Origin of the sequence: Acinetobacter sp. AOR18_HL (assembly GCF_027855145.1) — a bacterium.
Taxonomy (GTDB): domain Bacteria; phylum Pseudomonadota; class Gammaproteobacteria; order Pseudomonadales; family Moraxellaceae; genus Acinetobacter; species Acinetobacter pittii.
In genome coordinates, this window is the sequence record NZ_JAKTIG010000061.1 from 93,151 (window position 1) to 111,652 (window position 18,502).

Annotated in this window: 12 protein-coding genes; 8 read left to right on the top strand and 4 right to left on the bottom strand. The window is 39.3% G+C overall.

Going from position 1 to position 18,502, the window contains the following annotated elements; all coding sequences use genetic code 11:
• The first annotated feature begins 18 nt into the window (after positions 1 to 18).
• Together MKL51_RS15665 and MKL51_RS15670 are read left to right on the top strand one after the other, a co-directional pair.
• The gene (locus tag MKL51_RS15665) at positions 19 to 1,044 is read left to right on the top strand and encodes an alpha/beta fold hydrolase (protein WP_005802979.1); all 1,026 of its coding nucleotides are present in this window, start codon (positions 19 to 21) and stop codon (positions 1,042 to 1,044) included.
• A 25-nt stretch (positions 1,045 to 1,069) separates the two neighbouring features.
• Positions 1,070 to 2,077, top strand: coding sequence for a hypothetical protein (locus MKL51_RS15670; RefSeq protein ID WP_005802980.1), 1,008 nt, complete (start codon positions 1,070 to 1,072; stop codon positions 2,075 to 2,077).
• A 23-nt stretch (positions 2,078 to 2,100) separates the two neighbouring features.
• Here the strand turns inward: MKL51_RS15670 and MKL51_RS15675 are convergent, their stop codons facing one another.
• Both MKL51_RS15675 and nfuA read right to left on the bottom strand, forming a co-directional pair.
• Positions 2,101 to 4,365 (bottom strand): TonB-dependent siderophore receptor, encoded by a 2,265-nt coding sequence (locus MKL51_RS15675; protein ID WP_017481355.1) that lies wholly within the window; start codon positions 4,363 to 4,365, stop codon positions 2,101 to 2,103.
• Positions 4,366 to 4,534: 169 nt separating this feature from the next.
• Positions 4,535 to 5,173 carry a Fe-S biogenesis protein NfuA gene (nfuA, locus tag MKL51_RS15680; RefSeq protein WP_002117617.1) on the bottom strand — a complete coding sequence of 213 codons (639 nt, stop codon included), beginning with the start codon at positions 5,171 to 5,173 and terminating at the stop codon, positions 4,535 to 4,537.
• Positions 5,174 to 5,331: 158 nt separating this feature from the next.
• Here nfuA and MKL51_RS15685 point away from each other — a divergent pair, with 158 nt between their 5' ends.
• From MKL51_RS15685 to MKL51_RS15705, 5 genes are all read left to right on the top strand, one after another.
• Positions 5,332 to 5,949 (top strand): rhomboid family intramembrane serine protease, encoded by a 618-nt coding sequence (locus tag MKL51_RS15685; protein WP_270904351.1) that lies wholly within the window; start codon positions 5,332 to 5,334, stop codon positions 5,947 to 5,949.
• A 170-nt stretch (positions 5,950 to 6,119) separates the two neighbouring features.
• Positions 6,120 to 7,796: an arylsulfatase gene (locus MKL51_RS15690; RefSeq protein ID WP_005802985.1), complete on the top strand. Its 1,677-nt coding sequence runs from the start codon at positions 6,120 to 6,122 to the stop codon at positions 7,794 to 7,796.
• Positions 7,793 to 8,797, top strand: a complete 1,005-nt coding sequence (locus tag MKL51_RS15695; protein ID WP_005802986.1) for a formylglycine-generating enzyme family protein — start codon at positions 7,793 to 7,795, stop codon at positions 8,795 to 8,797. The genes MKL51_RS15690 and MKL51_RS15695 overlap by 4 nt, the downstream gene beginning before the upstream one ends.
• Positions 8,798 to 8,906: 109 nt before the next feature.
• Positions 8,907 to 9,071, top strand: coding sequence for a hypothetical protein (locus MKL51_RS15700; protein WP_000854552.1), 165 nt, complete (start codon positions 8,907 to 8,909; stop codon positions 9,069 to 9,071).
• A gap of 555 nt (positions 9,072 to 9,626) precedes the next feature.
• Positions 9,627 to 11,174, top strand: coding sequence for a hypothetical protein (locus MKL51_RS15705; RefSeq protein ID WP_005802988.1), 1,548 nt, complete (start codon positions 9,627 to 9,629; stop codon positions 11,172 to 11,174).
• A gap of 47 nt (positions 11,175 to 11,221) precedes the next feature.
• Here MKL51_RS15705 and MKL51_RS15710 read toward each other — a convergent pair whose 3' ends face one another.
• On the bottom strand, positions 11,222 to 12,556 hold the full coding sequence (locus MKL51_RS15710) for a D-serine ammonia-lyase (protein ID WP_005802989.1): 1,335 nt from the start codon (positions 12,554 to 12,556) through the stop codon (positions 11,222 to 11,224).
• A 165-nt stretch (positions 12,557 to 12,721) separates the two neighbouring features.
• Positions 12,722 to 14,353 carry an inorganic phosphate transporter gene (locus MKL51_RS15715; protein ID WP_270904352.1) on the bottom strand — a complete coding sequence of 544 codons (1,632 nt, stop codon included), beginning with the start codon at positions 14,351 to 14,353 and terminating at the stop codon, positions 12,722 to 12,724.
• Between the two features lie 460 nt (positions 14,354 to 14,813).
• On the opposite strand from MKL51_RS15715, the gene metH reads away from it, so the two are divergent.
• The gene (metH, locus tag MKL51_RS15720) at positions 14,814 to 18,500 is read left to right on the top strand and encodes a methionine synthase (RefSeq protein WP_005802991.1); all 3,687 of its coding nucleotides are present in this window, start codon (positions 14,814 to 14,816) and stop codon (positions 18,498 to 18,500) included.
• The last annotated feature ends 2 nt before the right edge of the window (positions 18,501 to 18,502 follow it).

Consider the following 18,502-nt stretch of genomic DNA (forward strand, 5'->3'; position numbering starts at 1 on the left):
GCTTCAAGGATGAAATCTATGACAAGGCTGTCCACATCAATTATGGCCTCTATGAAAAAAACTGCTACCGCCCTGACTTTGGCTTGTAGCGTATTGTCAGTGATGATTATTTCTCAAACACAGGCAGCCGATAATATTGATGTGACATTCCAGAATGTATTACAGCAAGAACGTAGCTGGGCAGGCCTACAAAGCAAAAGCTTAAAAGTCGGTGATGTGACTTGGTCATATAGCGAAGGCGGCTCTACAACAAAACCGACTTTACTCCTTATTCATGGTTTAGCGGGTAGCCGTGATAACTGGAACCGAGTGGCTCGTTATCTCACCACAAATTACCATGTCATTATTCCTGATTTACCGGGTAGTGGTGAAACTATCGTTCCACAAGACTTCGATTATTCTGTACCAAATCTTGCTGAAAAGTTACGTCGCTTTGTTGAGGCTGCAAATTTAAAAGGTCCAATTCATATTGCTGGGCACTCACTCGGCGGCTCTATTGCCCTACTCTATGCTGGACAATATCCATTTGAAACGAAAAGTTTATTTTTAGTAGATAGCGGCGGTATTTTTCGCTCAGCCAATACAATTTATTTAAAAGATCCTGCTTACCTCAAACAACTTTTAGTGTCTAAAAAAGGTGACTTTAATTATTTATTAAAACAAACCATGTTTAATCCTCCGTTTATTCCTAAAGAGTTTCTTCAAGCTCAAGAAAAGTTGATGATTGATCAGGCACCTCAAACACAAAAACTGGTTGATCAATTGATTGCACTTAATAAAGTCTATACACCAGACTCCTTTGCGGTACTTACCAAAACGATCGATGCACCGACGCTCATTCTATGGGGCAAACAAGATAAGATTATTAATGTCGAAGTAGCAAGTGAACTAAAACGACTTTTAAAGAATGCTCAGCCTCCAGTTATTTTAGAAAATGTAGGTCATATGCCAATATTGGAAGCTGAACAGTTGGTTATGCAACAATATCTACCGTTTTTACTTAAAGTAGAAACAAATCAGTCGTCAAAAACGACCACACCTTAATAAAACTTCGGACTTGTGAGACCTTATGTCTACCCAACCACTTATTGAAAAACTTATTGAAGCTCATCTAGATTTTTTAGATGAGCAATTTGCTCAGACTCAGGTGATCCAGCAAGAGTTTGAGCAATTTTATCATTGGTTGGGGAGTCGGCAATTACAACATCTGTGGACTTTTGAACAAATTCAACAGCTCATTCAAAAGCAGATTTTAGATACGCCTGCTTCTGATTTCCTGATTGAACAAATTGCTGAGCATATTCGCTTTGCATTGATTCATCCTGCAAATGAAAGCGCAACTGTTGAAGATGTTATTCCTGTTCTAACGATTGACCGAATTGCACAATACGTTGCAAGTAAGGAACAGCACCGTAAAAAACTGATTAAAACGATTGTGAATAACCCTGCTTTTTCGGCCCTGCTCACGCAACTGATTCAGCAAACAATGCATGATTATTTAGATGAATCGATGTCAAAACGTGTGCCCGGTGTAGGTCGTTTTATGAAAATGGGGAAATCTGTTTTAGAAACAGTAACCGATTCAAATCTGGACGATACGATTAATCATTATTTGCAAAAGAATATTTTAAAACTCAGCCAAATGAGTGAGCGTGTTTTAAACCAACATTTTGACAATGATAAGCTCTACCATTTTCAGGCAAATGTTTGGCATAAAGTTAAAACTATGCCACTTTCTGTTTTAAAAAATTATGTAGAAACTCAAGACTTATCAAAAACGGTTGGTTTAGGGCATGAAATCTGGGACCACATTCGTCAAACTGATTATCTAAAACAGCAAGTACATGATGGTATCTATACTTGGTATGTACGTAATCAGGAGCGTAGTTTTGACTTGTTACTTCGTGACCTCAATATTGATGAAGGTTTAGTACAACATGAGCTGACCAAGTTACTTGTGCCTGTATTACAGCAGTTAATTACAACAGGACATTTAAGACGCCGTGCCCGTGTTTACTTAGAAAAGTTTTATTATTCTGAAAAAACATTAGATATTTTAAATAACAAAGGCGCTTAAAGCGCCTTTGTTATTTGTGTTGATTAGAAAGAATATTTTAAAGAAGCGTAATAAGCTCGACCTGGTTCATTATAAGTTTGGCTGATTGAATTACTGTCTCTTAAAATTTGTTTATCAAACAAGTTGCTTACACCAACACGCGTACTTATATTGTCTGAAAATTTATAACCGACATTGATTCCAGCGGTACTATAGCTTTTTACAGTACTTGGCTTAAGCGCAGAATTTGCTCCACCTGAACCAATACCAGATTCGATTCTACTTTCTGCAAACTGACGTGATTTTTGACGACCATATTGAGTAAATACAAAATTTACATCTAACTGATCTGTGATGTCATAATCAAAAATTGAGTTAATTGTATAGATTGGAACTAAAGATAATGGATTACCTGTTTGTTTATCTTTTGAATCCATCATATACGTAAAGTTATTAGTCCAGCGGATATCACCGAAGTCTAATCCTAAGCTTCCTTCAAAACCTTGAATTAATGCTTTAGGCGTATTTTCCCAACGTAAGATATTCCACTTGGTATTGGTCACAGCTCCTGTATTTGTATTCGTGCTTGAACCATCAACTGTTCCAACCACATTTGTACCAGCCACAATTTTATCTTTATAGTCATTGCGGAACCAAGTTAAGCTTGCATTCACGATATCTTTTTGGAACTGGATACCAAGCTCTTTGTTTACCGAAGTTTCTGGTTTTAAATCACCATTACCTTGCAACAAGCAACGTGACTCAATATTGGCCGGACAACCATTACCATTTGTACTTAATAAATACCCTTCGGCATTTTGATACATATTCGGTGCTTTATAAGCTTTTGCTACCCCACCTTTTAAAGTGAAATAATCGTTAAGTCTTTGGGTAATATTTAAGCTTGGGCTCCAGTTAGAACCAGATTTACTATGGTCATCAAAACGAAGGCCTAACACGATATCTGTACTGTCTGTGAGTTTCAAGTTATCTTCGACATATGCAGAAGCAATACGTGACTCCATTTTACTGCGATCGCCTTTAGCCAATTGATCGCCATAACCTGAACCACTACTGTCTTTCCCTTGGTTTGTCGATACATTATCTTTAAATCTGTCTTCAACCCATTCAGTACCAAGTGTTAATACATGCGGTACATAATATTCAAAAGGAATATTGGCTTCACCATTAAATCGAAGAGTTTCCAAACGTGAAGTGGCTTTATCATCAAGATTATTAATTTTTCCTTCCGTGCTACCGCCAAGGCCTTCTGGAAGACGTTTATTATGCGTTTTGTCATATTGAGCAACGAGCTTACTCTTACCCCAAGACCAATCCCCCTCATGTGTTAATGCATAGCTATCACGGTACATAGTATTGGTTTCTTTACCAATAAGTTCTGAAAGAATCGCATCCGCCTCAGCATTTGCATTTAACTGAGAGTCACCAGAATAAATATTACCTTGTTTGCTAGAAGAAACATCAAGCAAAACAGTTTGCTGATCTGTTGCCTGCCAAGCTAAACGACCTGAAATATCTTTATTTTTAACGCCTTCACGCCCAGCTGCGGTACTACCAATTGATTTATTAATATCAACATCGTCAGCTTCTGTTTTATTGTAATTACCATATAAACGATAAGACAAAACATCTTTAATCAGTGGCCCACTTACGTTAAAACCAACACGATTTGATGCACCTTCTTTAGAGTCTTCAGGTTGCGATGTATAAAACTCTACTGAGCCATGGGTTTCATTAGTCACTTTTTTAGTAATGATGTTAACCACACCACCTGCCGCACCAGAGCCATAACGAGCTGCTGCCGGTCCACGTAAAACCTCAATCGACTCGATTGCTTCTGCTGGCACCCAGTTTGAGTCACCTCGTGTATCACGCTCTCCTTTCCAGCCATAACGAACTGAATTACGAGAGTTAATTGGTTTTCCATCTACTAAAATAAGCGTGTTTTCAGGCCCCATTCCACGGATATCAATTTGTCTATTATTGCCACGCTGCCCTGTTGCGCTGTTACCTGTTAAATTGACACCAGGCATACGGCGCACATAATCAGAAATATCATTACGAACTGGTAGTTTTTCTAAATCTTCTTGGGTGATTACTGATACGCCGAGCGACTGCTTCACCTGCTCTTCAGCTGTTACAAAAATTGTTTCCAATTTCACAGGTTCAGCAGGCTTTTCTAATGCTTTTTCAGCTTGTTCTTGCTCATTTTGTGCAGCATAAGCCATAGACATCATACTTGCCAGTACTGAAACAGAAAGCACTGACTGGATAATACGCTTCGACATAAGTATTCCCAATATATTGATTTATTAAACATCTCTCATTTTCAGTTCCGCATTGTAACAAAGATAAATAAAATTACAAATGATATTGATAATAATTATCATTATTTATATTGAATAATAAAAAAACCTCATTGCGAGGCTTTTTTATTTTACTTTTCAAATAATTTAATTATTTGAAGTAAGCACCTTCAGCTTGTGTATGGTCTGTTTGGTCAACCACACGTTGAAGCTCAGGAATGTTCTCTCTTAAAGTAGTTTCTACACCTTGTTTCAAGGTAACATCGATTGCAGAACAACCTTGGCAACCACCACCAAATTTCAATACAGCAGTTAAACCGTGTTCTGGATCATCTTGTACTTCTACCAAACTACAATTTCCGCCATGCCCTGCAAGACCTGGGTTAATTTCTGCTTGAAGAATGTAAGTAATACGTTCTTCAATCGAAGCATCTGGACCAACACGTGGAACTTTAGAATTTGGAGCACGGAAAGTGAGCTGACCACCAAAACGGTCCTTGTTGTAATCGATTACGGCATCTAAAAGATAAGGAATAGATGGCGCATCAATATACGCAGGAAAATCAGGATAGTCCTGTTTATAATCTGTTGGAATCACTTCTTCTGGCGCACTATATGCCATACAGCATTCGGCACGTGGCGTACCAGGATGCTCAACAAAAATTCGAACGCCAATTCCCGGAGTATTTTGCTTCGTTAGTAAATCGTGCAAATACTCTTGTGCAGATGGTGTAATCAAAAGGTTTGGAATTTCTTCTGCAACAGCAGTGTTGGTGTTCTCAGTCGACATAACAATATTCCTCAAGCTGATGCCTTTATATTAACCGAAGATGAGGTAGATTTAAAAAAAATCAACTAAATTTGTCGGATTTATACACAACAGGGTTTCAAGTTAAGTTTTTAATGGCATTATTGACCTCAGTATTGATCATTTTTTAAATATTTCTTATGTTGCATTTGCCGTTTAACCATACAGTTACTCTTATTATTATTACGGTCATTATCTCTTTACTTGCTTTTAGCAATCAAAAAGTAATGAACCGATTGATTTTTTGGCCGCCTGCAATGCAACGTGGACAAATTGATCGATTCATTACTCATGGCTTTATTCATGCTGATGGAACACATCTACTCTTCAACATGATTACCCTATTTTTCTTTGGCAGTATTATTGAAAGCTTTTATCGCCAATATTTTTACGACATGGGTTTTGTGTTGTTTTACTTAGGTGGCTTAATCTTTGCGATTTTGCCAAGCTATTTACAACATAAAAATGATGCGAACTGGGCCAGTCTAGGCGCTTCAGGTGCTGTTTCAGCGGTTTTATTTGCTTATATTCTGTTTCAGCCATGGAAGCTGATTTTTGTATTCTTCATTCCTATACCCGCTATTATTTTCGCTATTTTATATGTGGCGTACAGTATTTGGGCTGGTAAGCGAGGTAATAGTCATATCAACCATAGCGCTCATTTGTGGGGTGCAGCTTACGGGATCATCGTAACCATTTTACTTGAACCTAAAGTTATTCCACATTTCTTAGACCAGCTTACCCGTCTTCCTTTCTAAACGATATAAATCAAAGAAAAGCCCGTTATGGGCTTTTCTTTTTTTCTGATTTATTTATCTGCATAAATTCTCAGTCTTTTTTCTGATTTTCTTTGATCAATTCGTTGTTTTGTTTGCAAAAACCATCTGATTAAACTCATGCGAATTCTTTTAATAATTCAGATGATACAATGAAGTACAGAGCAATTTTATCTAGCCTTTCTATTGCCTTATTTAGCTTATCTCTGGCTGGATGTAATGACAACGATAATCAAGAAAATGTCGTAAGCACGCCTAAGCAACCCAATATCTTATTTATTATGGCTGATGACTTAGGCTATTCAGATTTAGGGGCTTTTGGTGGCGAAATTCACACCCCTAATATTGATAGTCTGGCTCAAGAAGGTCGCCTTTTAACGGATTATCATACTGCCCCAACCTGTTCGCCAACACGTTCTCAACTTATTTCCGGTACTGATCATCATTTAGCTGGTATTGGGGCAATGGCTGAACTCACACCAGAGCATTTGAAAGGACAACCAGGTTATGAGGGCTATTTAAACGAACGTTCTTTATCGATTGCCCAAGTACTTAAAGACAATGGTTATCGCACGTATATTAGTGGTAAATGGCATTTAGGCTTAACCCGTGAAAGCAATGCACATGCTAAAGGTTTTGATCATTCATTTACCTTATTACAAGGTTTAGACCATCATTTTAAACAAGCTCCAAGTGCCTTTAAACGAAATTCAACTTATACAGAAGATGGGCAAACTATTCCTATTTCAGCATTGCCTGATGACTTTTTCTCTACCAACTATTTTACCGATAAATTACTAAGCTACTTAGATTCAGGCAAAAATAGTGGTAAACCATTCTTTGCTTATGCTGCTTACACGGCACCTCACTGGCCAATTCAAGCCCCAGCCGAATATCGTGAAAAATATCGTGGAGTTTATGATGTAGGCTACGATTCAATTCGTAATGCCCGCATTGCGAGACAAAAACAGCTTGGAATTATTCCTACAAACTTTGATGCAGCAGAACCAATTGCGACTCAAAATGCTCCACAAAAATATGGGAAATGGGATGAGTTAACAGCCGAACAAAAGGCACTAGAAGCTCGTAAGATGGAAATCTATGCGGGTATGGTAGAAAATCTTGATGCCAATGTCGGCCGCATTATTCAATATCTCAAACAAAATAATCTTTATGACAATACTTTAATTTTCTTTGTTTCAGACAATGGTGCAGAAGGTTTTGTACGTGGCGGATATGGCAGTGAATCTGGTTTTGATAACTCAGTAGCCAATGTTGGCACACCTACTTCATATCACTATATTGGGCCACGTTGGGCCGAAGTCAGTGCGGCACCTTTCCACTTATGGAAAGATACGGCGGGCGAAGGCGCAACGACTGCACCTGCTATTGTGAAATTACCAAATCAGAAAAAAGCGGAAGAGACAAATCATAGCTTTGCATCTGTACTCGATGTTTTCCCTACCTTACTAGAATATGCTCATATTCCAGTACCACAAGGTCAATACAATGGCCGGGCCATTAATACGCCATCTGGAATTTCATGGAAACCTTTGCTTGAAAACAAAACCGATACTATTCGCCCTGCAAATTTTAGCTTTGCCGATGAGCTGCATGGCAGCAAATATGCAAAACAAGGTGAATGGAAAATCGCACTTCAAGGACGACCTGAATTAGGCACAGGGACTTGGGAGCTATACAACATTAAATTAGATCGCGGTGAAAGACAAAACGTTGCTCAGCTTTATCCTGCAAAAGTTCAAGAACTCTTATCAGTCTATCAGAAATATACTGAAAAAAATGGTGTGCGGGAATATAACGCCAAATGAAATTGAAACCTTTTTTAGTCACCACAATCGGCCTGTCTATCATGACGGGCTGTAGCCAATCTTCAAAAGTTTCTGAACCTACATCTTCGACGCAACAGCAAACATCTTTAGCTGATTTAGGATCTATTGAAAAGTGTAAAAACTATACTGGTCTGCCTCAGGGTTGGCTCAAACAGCCTACAGCAGGAATGGTTTTAATTGTCGATGGAGATTTTAACTTTGGTTCTGAAAAGGCTTATCCCGATGAACTTAATTTTGGAAAAAAGCAGCGCGAAGTCAAAGGATTTTGGATTGACCAAACTGAAGTTACGGTCGCTCAGTTTGCAAGTTTTGTAAAAGCAACTGGCTATATTACCGATGCCGAAAAACAAAAACAGGCTGCTGTTTTCTCACCAGACCCTCATCACCCACAGCAATGGTGGCAGCTAAAATCAGGGTATACATGGAAAACGCCAAACGGCGGTACTGGAGCTATAGCAAATCCTAATGAGCCTGTAAGGTATGTAAGTAAAAATGATGCTGAACATTATGCAGTGTGGCTAGGACGTGATTTACCAACAGAACTAGAATGGGAATATGCAGCTAAAGCCAATTCAAAAACTGATACCCCTTTACATCAGGCCCCTACTGATGAACATCAACATCCGCAAGCCAATTACTGGCAAGGCGAATTCCCTTTTCAAAACCTAAATCAAGATCACTTTAAAGATGTGGCACCCGTTGGATGTTTTACGCCAAATAATTTCAAACTATTTGATATGATTGGAAATGTATGGGAATGGACATCATCTCCGTATCAAGGTGCTCATGACCAGCATATGGGAAATTATTCTGATTTACGACAACAACAAATTGCGAGCACACAATATGTAATTAAGGGCGGATCTTTTCTTTGCGCACAAAATTATTGTTCACGTTATCGTAGCAGTAGCCGCTACCCGCAAGATTTTGATTTAGCTGCAACACATGTTGGATTTCGAACTATTTTACGGTCTCCTTAATTTCTTCTTAATTAGACTTATTAAAGATATTTTTTAACCAAAATTAGATCGAAAAATAATCAAAATATTTTTATAGTACAAGTGAGAATGATAAAAAAGTGAGAACAAGATGAAAACTTTACTTCTTTGTGCCGCAGCAATTTTCACAATGTCACTATCAGCCTGTGCGGTCCATACACCTGAAGGTAGTATTGTGATTGACCCAGATTCACCATATTACGGACATCCAGGAGGCTTTTGCCCACCAGGACAAGCTAAAAAAGGACGTTGTTAGAAATTCCCTCTTTTAGAGTAATTTTTAAGTTACTCTAAAGAAATAGGCTTCAATCAAGTGATGAATTGAATACTAAATGGAGGGTTCCAGCCCAAAAATAGATGGGATGAAACTAGAAAATTATGGTGTAAAAAAATCACCATATCCCCAAGATTTTTAAAAGACAATCTTACGTTGTCTTCTATCTAGTTTCACCCCAATTCTTTCTTATTCCGTTTGACTTTTCTTACCGCTTAAGAAAAAAGTCTAGTTTTTAATCATTTCTGTATCTCTATTATTGATACATTTTGAACATTTTACCTTCAGGTTAATACTGATGTATTTGCTTAATACAAAATAAACATTTATGTAACGTAAGTCTATAAAAATGTTCTAAAAATGTGAAAAAAAATTAAGACCAAAATGAGATGAATTTATCATAATAACTTTCTCTTTCACGTTTCATCACATAAATAATCAATATTATTTTGTCAGTTATTGCCACTCGTTTCCTTTCATTGGCATAGATAATGTATACACATGTATATTAACCCAGTCGTATAAACGAGATATTTTATGTCCAGCACAAGTCAAGTCGAAGGTCTACAATTTCCGGTACACGCCTCAACAAAAAAACAAAGTACATCTCTTACAGGCCAAGAGATTTTGTCAGAGGCCTTATCTATTGTAGATAATAAAACCGCACAACAAGTGTTGAATGAAAAAAACTGGCGAAAAAACTATCCTGTATATTTTAAAGCTCTTGTTAAACAAGGGATTTCTAATATCAACAACCCAATTACTATTGCGAAGCAAGGATTGCATAAAGCTCACCATATTTTTGATTATTATCGTGATGGTAAACACTACCTTTTAAAAGATGCCGTTCATATTGCTTCATCTACTCCTCTTTATACAGTAAAACTTAAAGGTGAAAGTGACGCAGCACCTGAATGGTATGTTCCCTATAAAGGACAAAAACTAAGTGGACAAAGCTTATTAGACCAGATTCAACGCTGGGAAGAGACTGGTATTATTGAGCCAAGTCATGCAAAAGCACTTCGTGAAGCTATTGCTCATCCAGAATGGTTCGATTTGTCTGACCGTACGATGGTGCTGTTTGGTGCAGCCTCAGAAGCAGGACCACTGCCTTGGTTAGCCAAATGGAAAGCAAATATTGTTGCTGTAGATTTACCAAACTCACGAGTCTGGGGCAAAATCCTAAATACAATTCAACAAGGGAATGCAACACTTATTGCACCATGTGTTGAAGCCGTTGATTCGTCAGCAAAAGCTTCGGAGTTAAAAGATAAGCTGGGTGCAAATTTACTGACTCAATTACCAGAAATAGCGCAGTGGCTGGTGCAGTTTCCACAAAAGTTAGATTTGGCAGCAATCGCCTATTTAGATGGTGAAAAGCATGTCCGCGTTTCCATGGCAATGGATAGCATCATGCAATTTGTGAGCGAGCATAAATCTGATACAAGCCTTATGTTTATGTGTACTCCAACCGATGTTTATGCAGTACCAAAAGAAGTTGCAGAGGCTGCTCAAGAGAAATTTAAATCCCGCAGAAAAATGCAAAAATTGGCAGTAAAAGGCGTTTCTGCTCTTTCGCTAAATCGTTTTTTTCAAGCGCCATACCAAGACTTGATTACATGTGAAAATGGAAAAACTTATGGTATTGCCGACTGCTTAGTGGTTGAACAAGGTCCAAACTATGCTTTGGCAAAACGTATTCAACAATGGCGTGCTATTTTGGCCCGCCATCAAGGACAACGTGTCAGCATTAATATTGCACCATCGACAACGACTCACTCAGTGACTAAAAATCCATTATTGAAAGCAGCTTTTAATGGCGCAGAACTTTTCGATGTAGAAGCATTTAGCCCTGAAACCACCAATGCCATTATGGCGGCGCTCTGGATTCATGACTTAAGAAATGAGTCTTCTGTGGCGAATCCTGAAACTGTCTTAGACCATCCGCTTGAACTTATGATGGAAGGTGCCAATCATGGTGGTCTATGGCGTGTGGCTTATTTAGCACGAACTGCCCTGCCTTTTGCGGCAATTTATGGTTTTGCTACCGAGAAACTGCCTTTTAGAAAATCATCTAAAAGATAATTTGATTAAAGCCCAATCTTAGAATTGGGCTTTTTTCTAAAGTTTCTTTATTTATCTTGAAAGTGTGATAGATATTTTTGCATTTCATCAGGCGGCACCATGCCGCCCCCGGTAGCCCATACCACATGATTTGCCTGTTGCAACTGCTCAGCTGTAAATTGGTGCAAAGCTAAGTAATCAGGACTCGTCTGTACATAATACGGTCCCATCATGCCTGCTACCGCAGAAGGCTCAAGCTGAATATTCTCAGTTTGATTTAAAAGCGCAATAAGCTCATATAAACGTTCATCATGAATGGTGTAGTAGCCATCGATTAATTGTTGCATAGCACGCCCGACAAAACCTGAAGCACGCCCTACCGCAAGTCCGTCTGCCGCAGTAACGTTATCAATGCCAATGTCATTGACTGAAATCTGATCATGCAAACCTGTGTGGACACCAAGTAACATACACGGCGAATGTGTTGGTTCTGCAAAGATACAGTGTACATGCTCACCAAAAGCCAGATTTAGTCCAAAACTCACCCCACCAGGCCCACCACCGACGCCACACGGCAAATAAACAAATAATGGGTGTTCAGCATCGACTTTAATTTGTTTTTGCTCAAATTGCTGTTTTAAGCGTATTCCTGCAACGGCATAACCTAAAAATAATGTTGTTGAGTTTTCATCATCAATGAAAAAGCAGTGTGGATCCTGCTCTGCGGCTTTACGTCCCTCTTCAACAGCTACTCCATAATCACTGGCATATTCTACAACGTTGACGCCGAGTGAACGTAGTTTGTCTTTTTTCCACTGTCTAGCATCAGCCGACATATGAACAGTGACTCTAAAGCCGAGTTTGGCGCTCATGATGCCAATAGAAAGCCCAAGGTTGCCCGTAGAACCTACTGCAATTTGATACTTAGAAAAAAATGTTCGAAATGCGTCCTGGTCGAGTTTACTATAATCATCTTCTGGTTTGAGTAACCCTGCCTGCATGGCAAGTTTTTCAGCATGTGTGAGCACTTCATAAATGCCACCACGTGCTTTGATAGAGCCTGAAATTGGTAGATGACTATCCTTTTTCAACCAGAATGTTCCGTTAAGCTGTACTTGTTTTGCTGAAGAAAGTGCTTGCTGCATATGAGCAATTTCAACAATATCTGATTCAATTTTTCCCTGTTGTGCTTGAGTTTCAGGAAATACTTTTGCCAAATAAGGTGCGAAACGCGCTAGTCTTGCTTCTGCTTCACTTACATCCTTAGCGGTTAGTCCAACTTTTTCTAAAGCTTCTTTTAAAGGATAGCGATGAGGTGTAAACCAAAATGTTTCTTGATAGGCTTGAAGTGTTTCAATAAGTGGAAATTGTTGTTTTAGCTGATCTATTTGAACCGCATTCATAATATATCCTGATATAAAATTTTAAGCCCAATCTATAAAGCTGTTTGATGGCCTATAACAACCTATTAATTTATAGATGAATGTATATGAAAAATAGTCTCAACTTTAAAAACTAAACAAATAAAAAAGCCACTGTGAACAGTGGCTTTAATTTTTTAAATGCTTTTATACAAACTGTAAGAATAACCAGTACAAACCACCTGACAAGCAGATTGTTGCAGGAAGAGTAAATACCCATGCAGAGAGAATTGTCTTCACAGTATTAAAGTTTAAACCTGATTTATTCGCGACCATCGTACCCGCAACAGCACTGTTTAAAACGTGTGTTGTTGAAACTGGCATACCTAAACCATCAGCAGCTGCAATTGTACTCATTGCAACAAGCTCAGCAGACATCCCTTGACCATAAGTCATGTGATGCTTACCAATACGCTCACCTACAGTCACAACGATACGTTTCCAACCCACCATTGTGCCTAGACCAAGTGCTAAAGCAACAGCCACTTTTACCCAAGTCGGAATGTATTGTAAGAATGAATCTAAGCTACTACGGTATTCTTTCACAAGCTTTTTCTGTGAGTCATCCATTTTTGGTAAAGCATCTGCTTTATCCAAACGCTTAAACGTCGTGGTGCTTAAATACATGTCATTACGAATTTCGCTAATTGCAGCTTCAGGAATATCTTTTAAGTTGCTATAGCTAGAAACTCGCTCACCCAAGTGATCAGTCATACTTGCCAATGCAGGCACAACTTCCGGAGTTTGCTGTTTAGTTTGAATATATTTAGTCAGAATAACACGTGCTTTTTCATCGGTTAATTCTGGCTGATTTTGATTCAAAAATACGGCAGTTTGAGAAGAAAGCTGATGGAATGATTGAATCTGCTGAGTATCAAGATTTTTATTTAATGAATAAGCCAACGGCACCAGACCAACCAAAATCAGCATGATGAGCCCCATACCCTTTTGACCGTCATTAGAACCATGTGCAAAACTCACACCTGTACAGGTAAAGATCAAAATTGCACGAATGATTGCTGGTGGTGGTTTATTCCCTTCAGGTGGCTGGAATAATTCTAATTGGCGTTTAAAAATAGTTTTAACCAACAAGAATACAATCGCTGCAAAAGCGAAACCAATTAAAGGTGAAAATAATAATGCCTTACCGACTTTAATCACCTGATCCATATCAACACCACTGGTCGTTACGCCAGTCGATGCACTCAATAGATGGTTCATAATGCCCACACCCAAGATTGAACCAATCAAGGTATGTGAGCTAGATGCAGGAATACCTAAGAACCAAGTACCCAAGTTCCAGAGAATCGCAGCAATAAGAAGCGCAAAAACCATTGCGAAACCTGCACCGCTACCCATATTCATGATCAATTCAACAGGTAACAATGCAATAATGCCGTAAGCGACTGCGCCGCTTGCAACCATTACCCCAAGGAAATTACAAAAACCAGCCCACATGACTGCAACCGGTGCTGGTAAAGCATTGGTGTAAATCACTGTTGCCACTGCATTTGCAGTATCGTGGAAGCCATTTACAAACTCAAAGCCTAAAGCAATCAAGAGTGCAGTTGATAAAAGAATAACTGAATAAAGACTCAAAGGTGGTACATGTGCTAAATCAGCACTCACCTGAAATCCAATATAAATAAGTGTTGCAACAATAATCGTCAGAAACACCGGCATAAAAAATTTAGGTGTCGGGACATGTACATTCGTCGATTTGACTTGCAGGTTTGCCGCAAGTTTTGAATCCGAAACAGGGGGTAGATTAGAATTCATGCAGACGGTAAGAGGATAAAAAAATCCTCTGTATTCTTAAATTAAATTATGACAATTATATGACAAAGCGGCGCCTGATGAAGTCAATTTTTCACATTTTGACCTCATTTGATGCACCTTTCCTCTATGATTTTTATTTTTTTATTTAAATACAATAATTTACATAAATCCCCACCCATCTATTTTATGACTATTTTTGAAGCAAAATATCTAAAAAATTACCTAAACGTCTACTTTTTAAACACCACAACTGTCATAAAATCGAATATTGGAGATGAAATATTTCAATATCATGATCATTTTATGAATATTTGATGAAAAAACACCCTCTTTTTGTTCGAAAACACTTTTTTTACGACTAATTTACGGTGAATGGTGGGTCGTCATAGATCATCTATTGCGCAACTATTCTGTTACAATAGCGCCGCATTTTTAAATTCGTACAATATCGGGGTTTTATATGTCCACGCTTGCCACCCTAAAAGCGCTTCTTGCCAAACGTATTCTGATTATTGATGGTGCAATGGGTACCATGATTCAGCGCCATAAATTGGAAGAAGCAGACTACCGTGGTGAGCGTTTTGCCGATTGGGCACATGACTTAAAAGGTAACAATGACCTTTTGGTTCTGACCCAGCCTCAAATCATTCAAGGTATTCATGAAGCTTATCTTGATGCTGGTGCAGACATTATTGAAACCAATAGCTTTAACGGCACGCGTGTTTCTATGTCTGATTACCACATGGAAGATCTTGTTCCAGAGATTAACCGTGAAGCAGCACGTTTGGCCAAAGCAGCGTGTGAGAAGTATTCGACTCCAGAGAAACCGCGTTTTGTAGCAGGTGTGCTTGGGCCAACATCGCGTACTTGTTCAATTTCACCGAATGTAAATGACCCTGCCTTTCGTAACATCACCTTTGATGAGCTAAAAGAAAACTATATTGAAGCGACTCATGCGCTGATCGAAGGCGGTGCAGATATCATTTTGATTGAAACCGTATTTGACACATTAAACTGTAAAGCTGCGATTTTTGCGGTTAAAGAAGTCTTTAAAGAAATTGGTCGTGAATTACCAATCATGATTTCAGGGACCATTACCGATGCATCGGGTCGTACCTTAACAGGTCAAACTGCGGAAGCGTTCTGGAACTCTGTACGTCATGGTGACTTACTATCGATTGGTTTTAACTGTGCGCTTGGTGCAGATGCCATGCGTCCTCACGTAAAAACCATTTCCGATGTAGCAGATACCTTTGTTTCAGCGCACCCAAATGCGGGCTTACCAAATGCTTTTGGTGAATATGATGAAACGCCAGAACAAACTGCAGCATTCTTAAAAGAATTTGCAGAAAGCGGCTTAATTAATATTACTGGTGGTTGCTGTGGTACAACACCAGACCATATCCGCGCGATTGCCAATGCGGTAAAAGATATTGCGCCTCGTCAAGTTCCTGAAACTGTACCTGCATGTCGTTTGAGTGGTTTAGAACCATTTAACATTTATGATGACTCACTTTTCGTGAACGTGGGTGAACGTACTAACGTTACAGGTTCAAAAAAATTCTTACGCTTAATTCGTGAAGAAAACTTTGCTGAAGCTTTAGAAGTTGCACAGCAACAAGTTGAAGCTGGCGCACAGATTATTGACATTAACATGGATGAAGGGATGCTCGATTCGCAAAATGCGATGGTGCATTTCTTAAACCTTGTGGCTTCTGAACCAGATATTTCACGTGTGCCAATCATGATCGACTCATCAAAATGGGAAATCATTGAAGCTGGCTTAAAATGTGTACAAGGTAAACCCGTTGTTAACTCAATTTCTTTAAAAGAAGGTTATGACGAGTTTGTAGAAAAAGCTCGCCTGTGCCGTCAATATGGTGCTGCGATTATTGTTATGGCATTTGACGAAACAGGTCAGGCCGACACTGCTGCACGTAAGCGTGAAATCTGTAAACGCTCATATGACATTTTGGTTAATGATGTTGGCTTCCCTGCTGAAGATATTATTTTTGACCCGAACGTGTTTGCAGTTGCAACAGGGATTGAAGAACACAATAACTATGGGGTCGATTTCATTGAGGCTACAGGTTGGATTAAACAAAACTTACCTCACGCTATGATTTCTGGTGGTGTGTCGAATGTTTCGTTCTCGTTCCGTGGTAACGAGCCTGTTCGTGAAGCCATTCACTCTGTGTTCTTGTACCATGCCATCAAGCAAGGCATGACCATGGGTATTGTGAATGCTGGCCAAATGGCAATTTATGATGATATTCCAGCCGAGCTAAAACAAGCAGTTGAAGATGTCATTTTAAACCAAAACCAAGGTGAGTCTGGTCAGGCTGCGACTGAAAAATTGCTTGAAGTGGCTGAAAAATACCGTGGACAAGGCGGTGCTACAAAAGAAGCCGAGAACCTTGAATGGCGTAATGAGTCAGTCGAAAAACGTCTTGAATATGCTTTAGTTAAAGGTATTACAACTTACATTGATGAAGATACCGAAGAAGCTCGCCTCAAAGCCAAACGTCCTTTAGATGTAATCGAAGGTGCTTTGATGGATGGTATGAACGTGGTTGGCGACTTGTTCGGTTCGGGCAAAATGTTCTTACCACAGGTTGTAAAATCTGCACGTGTAATGAAACAAGCTGTGGCTTGGCTCAACCCGTACATTGAAGCTGAAAAAACAGGTAGCCAATCTAAAGGTAAAGTCCTCATGGCAACTGTTAAAGGTGACGTACACGATATTGGTAAAAATATTGTAGGCGTGGTACTTGGCTGTAATGGTTATGACATTGTTGACCTTGGGGTGATGGTGCCTTGCGAGAAAATCTTGCAAACTGCTATTGATGAAAAATGTGACATCATCGGCTTGTCAGGTTTGATTACCCCATCTTTAGATGAGATGGTCTTTGTTGCGAAAGAAATGCAGCGCAAAGGGTTTAACATTCCTTTATTGATTGGTGGTGCGACTACTTCTAAAGCACACACTGCAGTAAAAATTGATCCTCAGTACCAAAACGATGCTGTGATTTATGTTGCCGATGCTTCACGTGCTGTGGGTGTTGCAACCACTCTCCTTTCGAAAGAAATGCGTGGAAACTTTATTGCAGAGCACCGTGCTGAATATGCCAAGATTCGCGAGCGCTTAGCCAACAAACAGCCAAAAGCTGCAAAATTGACCTATGCTGAGTCAGTTGAAAACGGTTTTAAAATTGACGAAAGCTATGTACCACCAAAACCAAATCTTTTAGGAACACAAGTTCTCACTAACTACCCTCTTGCAACCCTTGTAGAGTATTTTGACTGGACACCATTCTTCATTTCTTGGAGCTTGGCAGGTAAATTCCCGAAAATTTTAGAAGATGAAGTGGTTGGTGAAGCTGCAACAGATTTGTACAACCAAGCTCAAGCAATGTTGAAAGATATTATCGACAACAATCGTTTTGATGCTCGTGCCGTATTCGGTATGTTCCCTGCACAGCGCACTGACGCAGACACAGTGAGCGTATTTGATGAAGCGGGTCAAAATGTTACGCATACTTTTGAGCACTTACGTCAACAATCTGACAAAGTGACAGGTAAACCGAACTTGTCTTTGGCAGATTACATTCGTAATGACCGTGAGCAACAAGACTACTTAGGCGGATTCACTGTATCGATTTTTGGTGCAGAAGAACTGGCAAATGAATACAAAGCTAAAGGTGATGACTACTCTGCAATTTTAGTTCAATCACTGGCTGACCGTTTTGCTGAAGCCTTTGCAGAACACTTGCATGAACGTATTCGTAAAGAGTTCTGGGGATATAAAGCTGACGAACAGCTCAGCAATGAAGAGCTGATTAAAGAGAAATATGTCGGTATTCGTCCTGCACCAGGCTACCCTGCTTGCCCAGAGCACTCTGAAAAAGCGGTGTTGTTCGACTGGTTAGGTTCTACCGACAAAATCGGTACTAAACTGACTGAACACTTTGCAATGATGCCACCATCTTCAGTAAGTGGTTTCTACTATTCGCATCCTCAAAGCGAATACTTTAACGTGGGCAAGATCTCTCAAGACCAACTTGAAGATTATGCAAAACGTAAAGGTTGGACACTGGATGAAGCGAAACGTTGGTTAGCGCCGAATTTAGATGATTCGATTGTTTAAGT

Coding starts and splice junctions, on each gene's coding strand:
- MKL51_RS15715 (WP_270904352.1), bottom strand. CDS start 14,353: ATGAATTCTAATCTACCCCCTGTTTCGGATTCAAAACTTGCGGCAAAC.
- MKL51_RS15695 (WP_005802986.1), top strand. CDS start 7,793: ATGAAATTGAAACCTTTTTTAGTCACCACAATCGGCCTGTCTATCATG.
- metH (WP_005802991.1), top strand. CDS start 14,814: ATGTCCACGCTTGCCACCCTAAAAGCGCTTCTTGCCAAACGTATTCTG.
- MKL51_RS15690 (WP_005802985.1), top strand. CDS start 6,120: ATGAAGTACAGAGCAATTTTATCTAGCCTTTCTATTGCCTTATTTAGC.
- MKL51_RS15685 (WP_270904351.1), top strand. CDS start 5,332: ATGTTGCATTTGCCGTTTAACCATACAGTTACTCTTATTATTATTACG.
- MKL51_RS15675 (WP_017481355.1), bottom strand. CDS start 4,365: ATGTCGAAGCGTATTATCCAGTCAGTGCTTTCTGTTTCAGTACTGGCA.
- MKL51_RS15670 (WP_005802980.1), top strand. CDS start 1,070: ATGTCTACCCAACCACTTATTGAAAAACTTATTGAAGCTCATCTAGAT.
- MKL51_RS15705 (WP_005802988.1), top strand. CDS start 9,627: ATGTCCAGCACAAGTCAAGTCGAAGGTCTACAATTTCCGGTACACGCC.
- MKL51_RS15710 (WP_005802989.1), bottom strand. CDS start 12,556: ATGAATGCGGTTCAAATAGATCAGCTAAAACAACAATTTCCACTTATT.
- MKL51_RS15700 (WP_000854552.1), top strand. CDS start 8,907: ATGAAAACTTTACTTCTTTGTGCCGCAGCAATTTTCACAATGTCACTA.
- MKL51_RS15665 (WP_005802979.1), top strand. CDS start 19: ATGACAAGGCTGTCCACATCAATTATGGCCTCTATGAAAAAAACTGCT.
- nfuA (WP_002117617.1), bottom strand. CDS start 5,173: ATGTCGACTGAGAACACCAACACTGCTGTTGCAGAAGAAATTCCAAAC.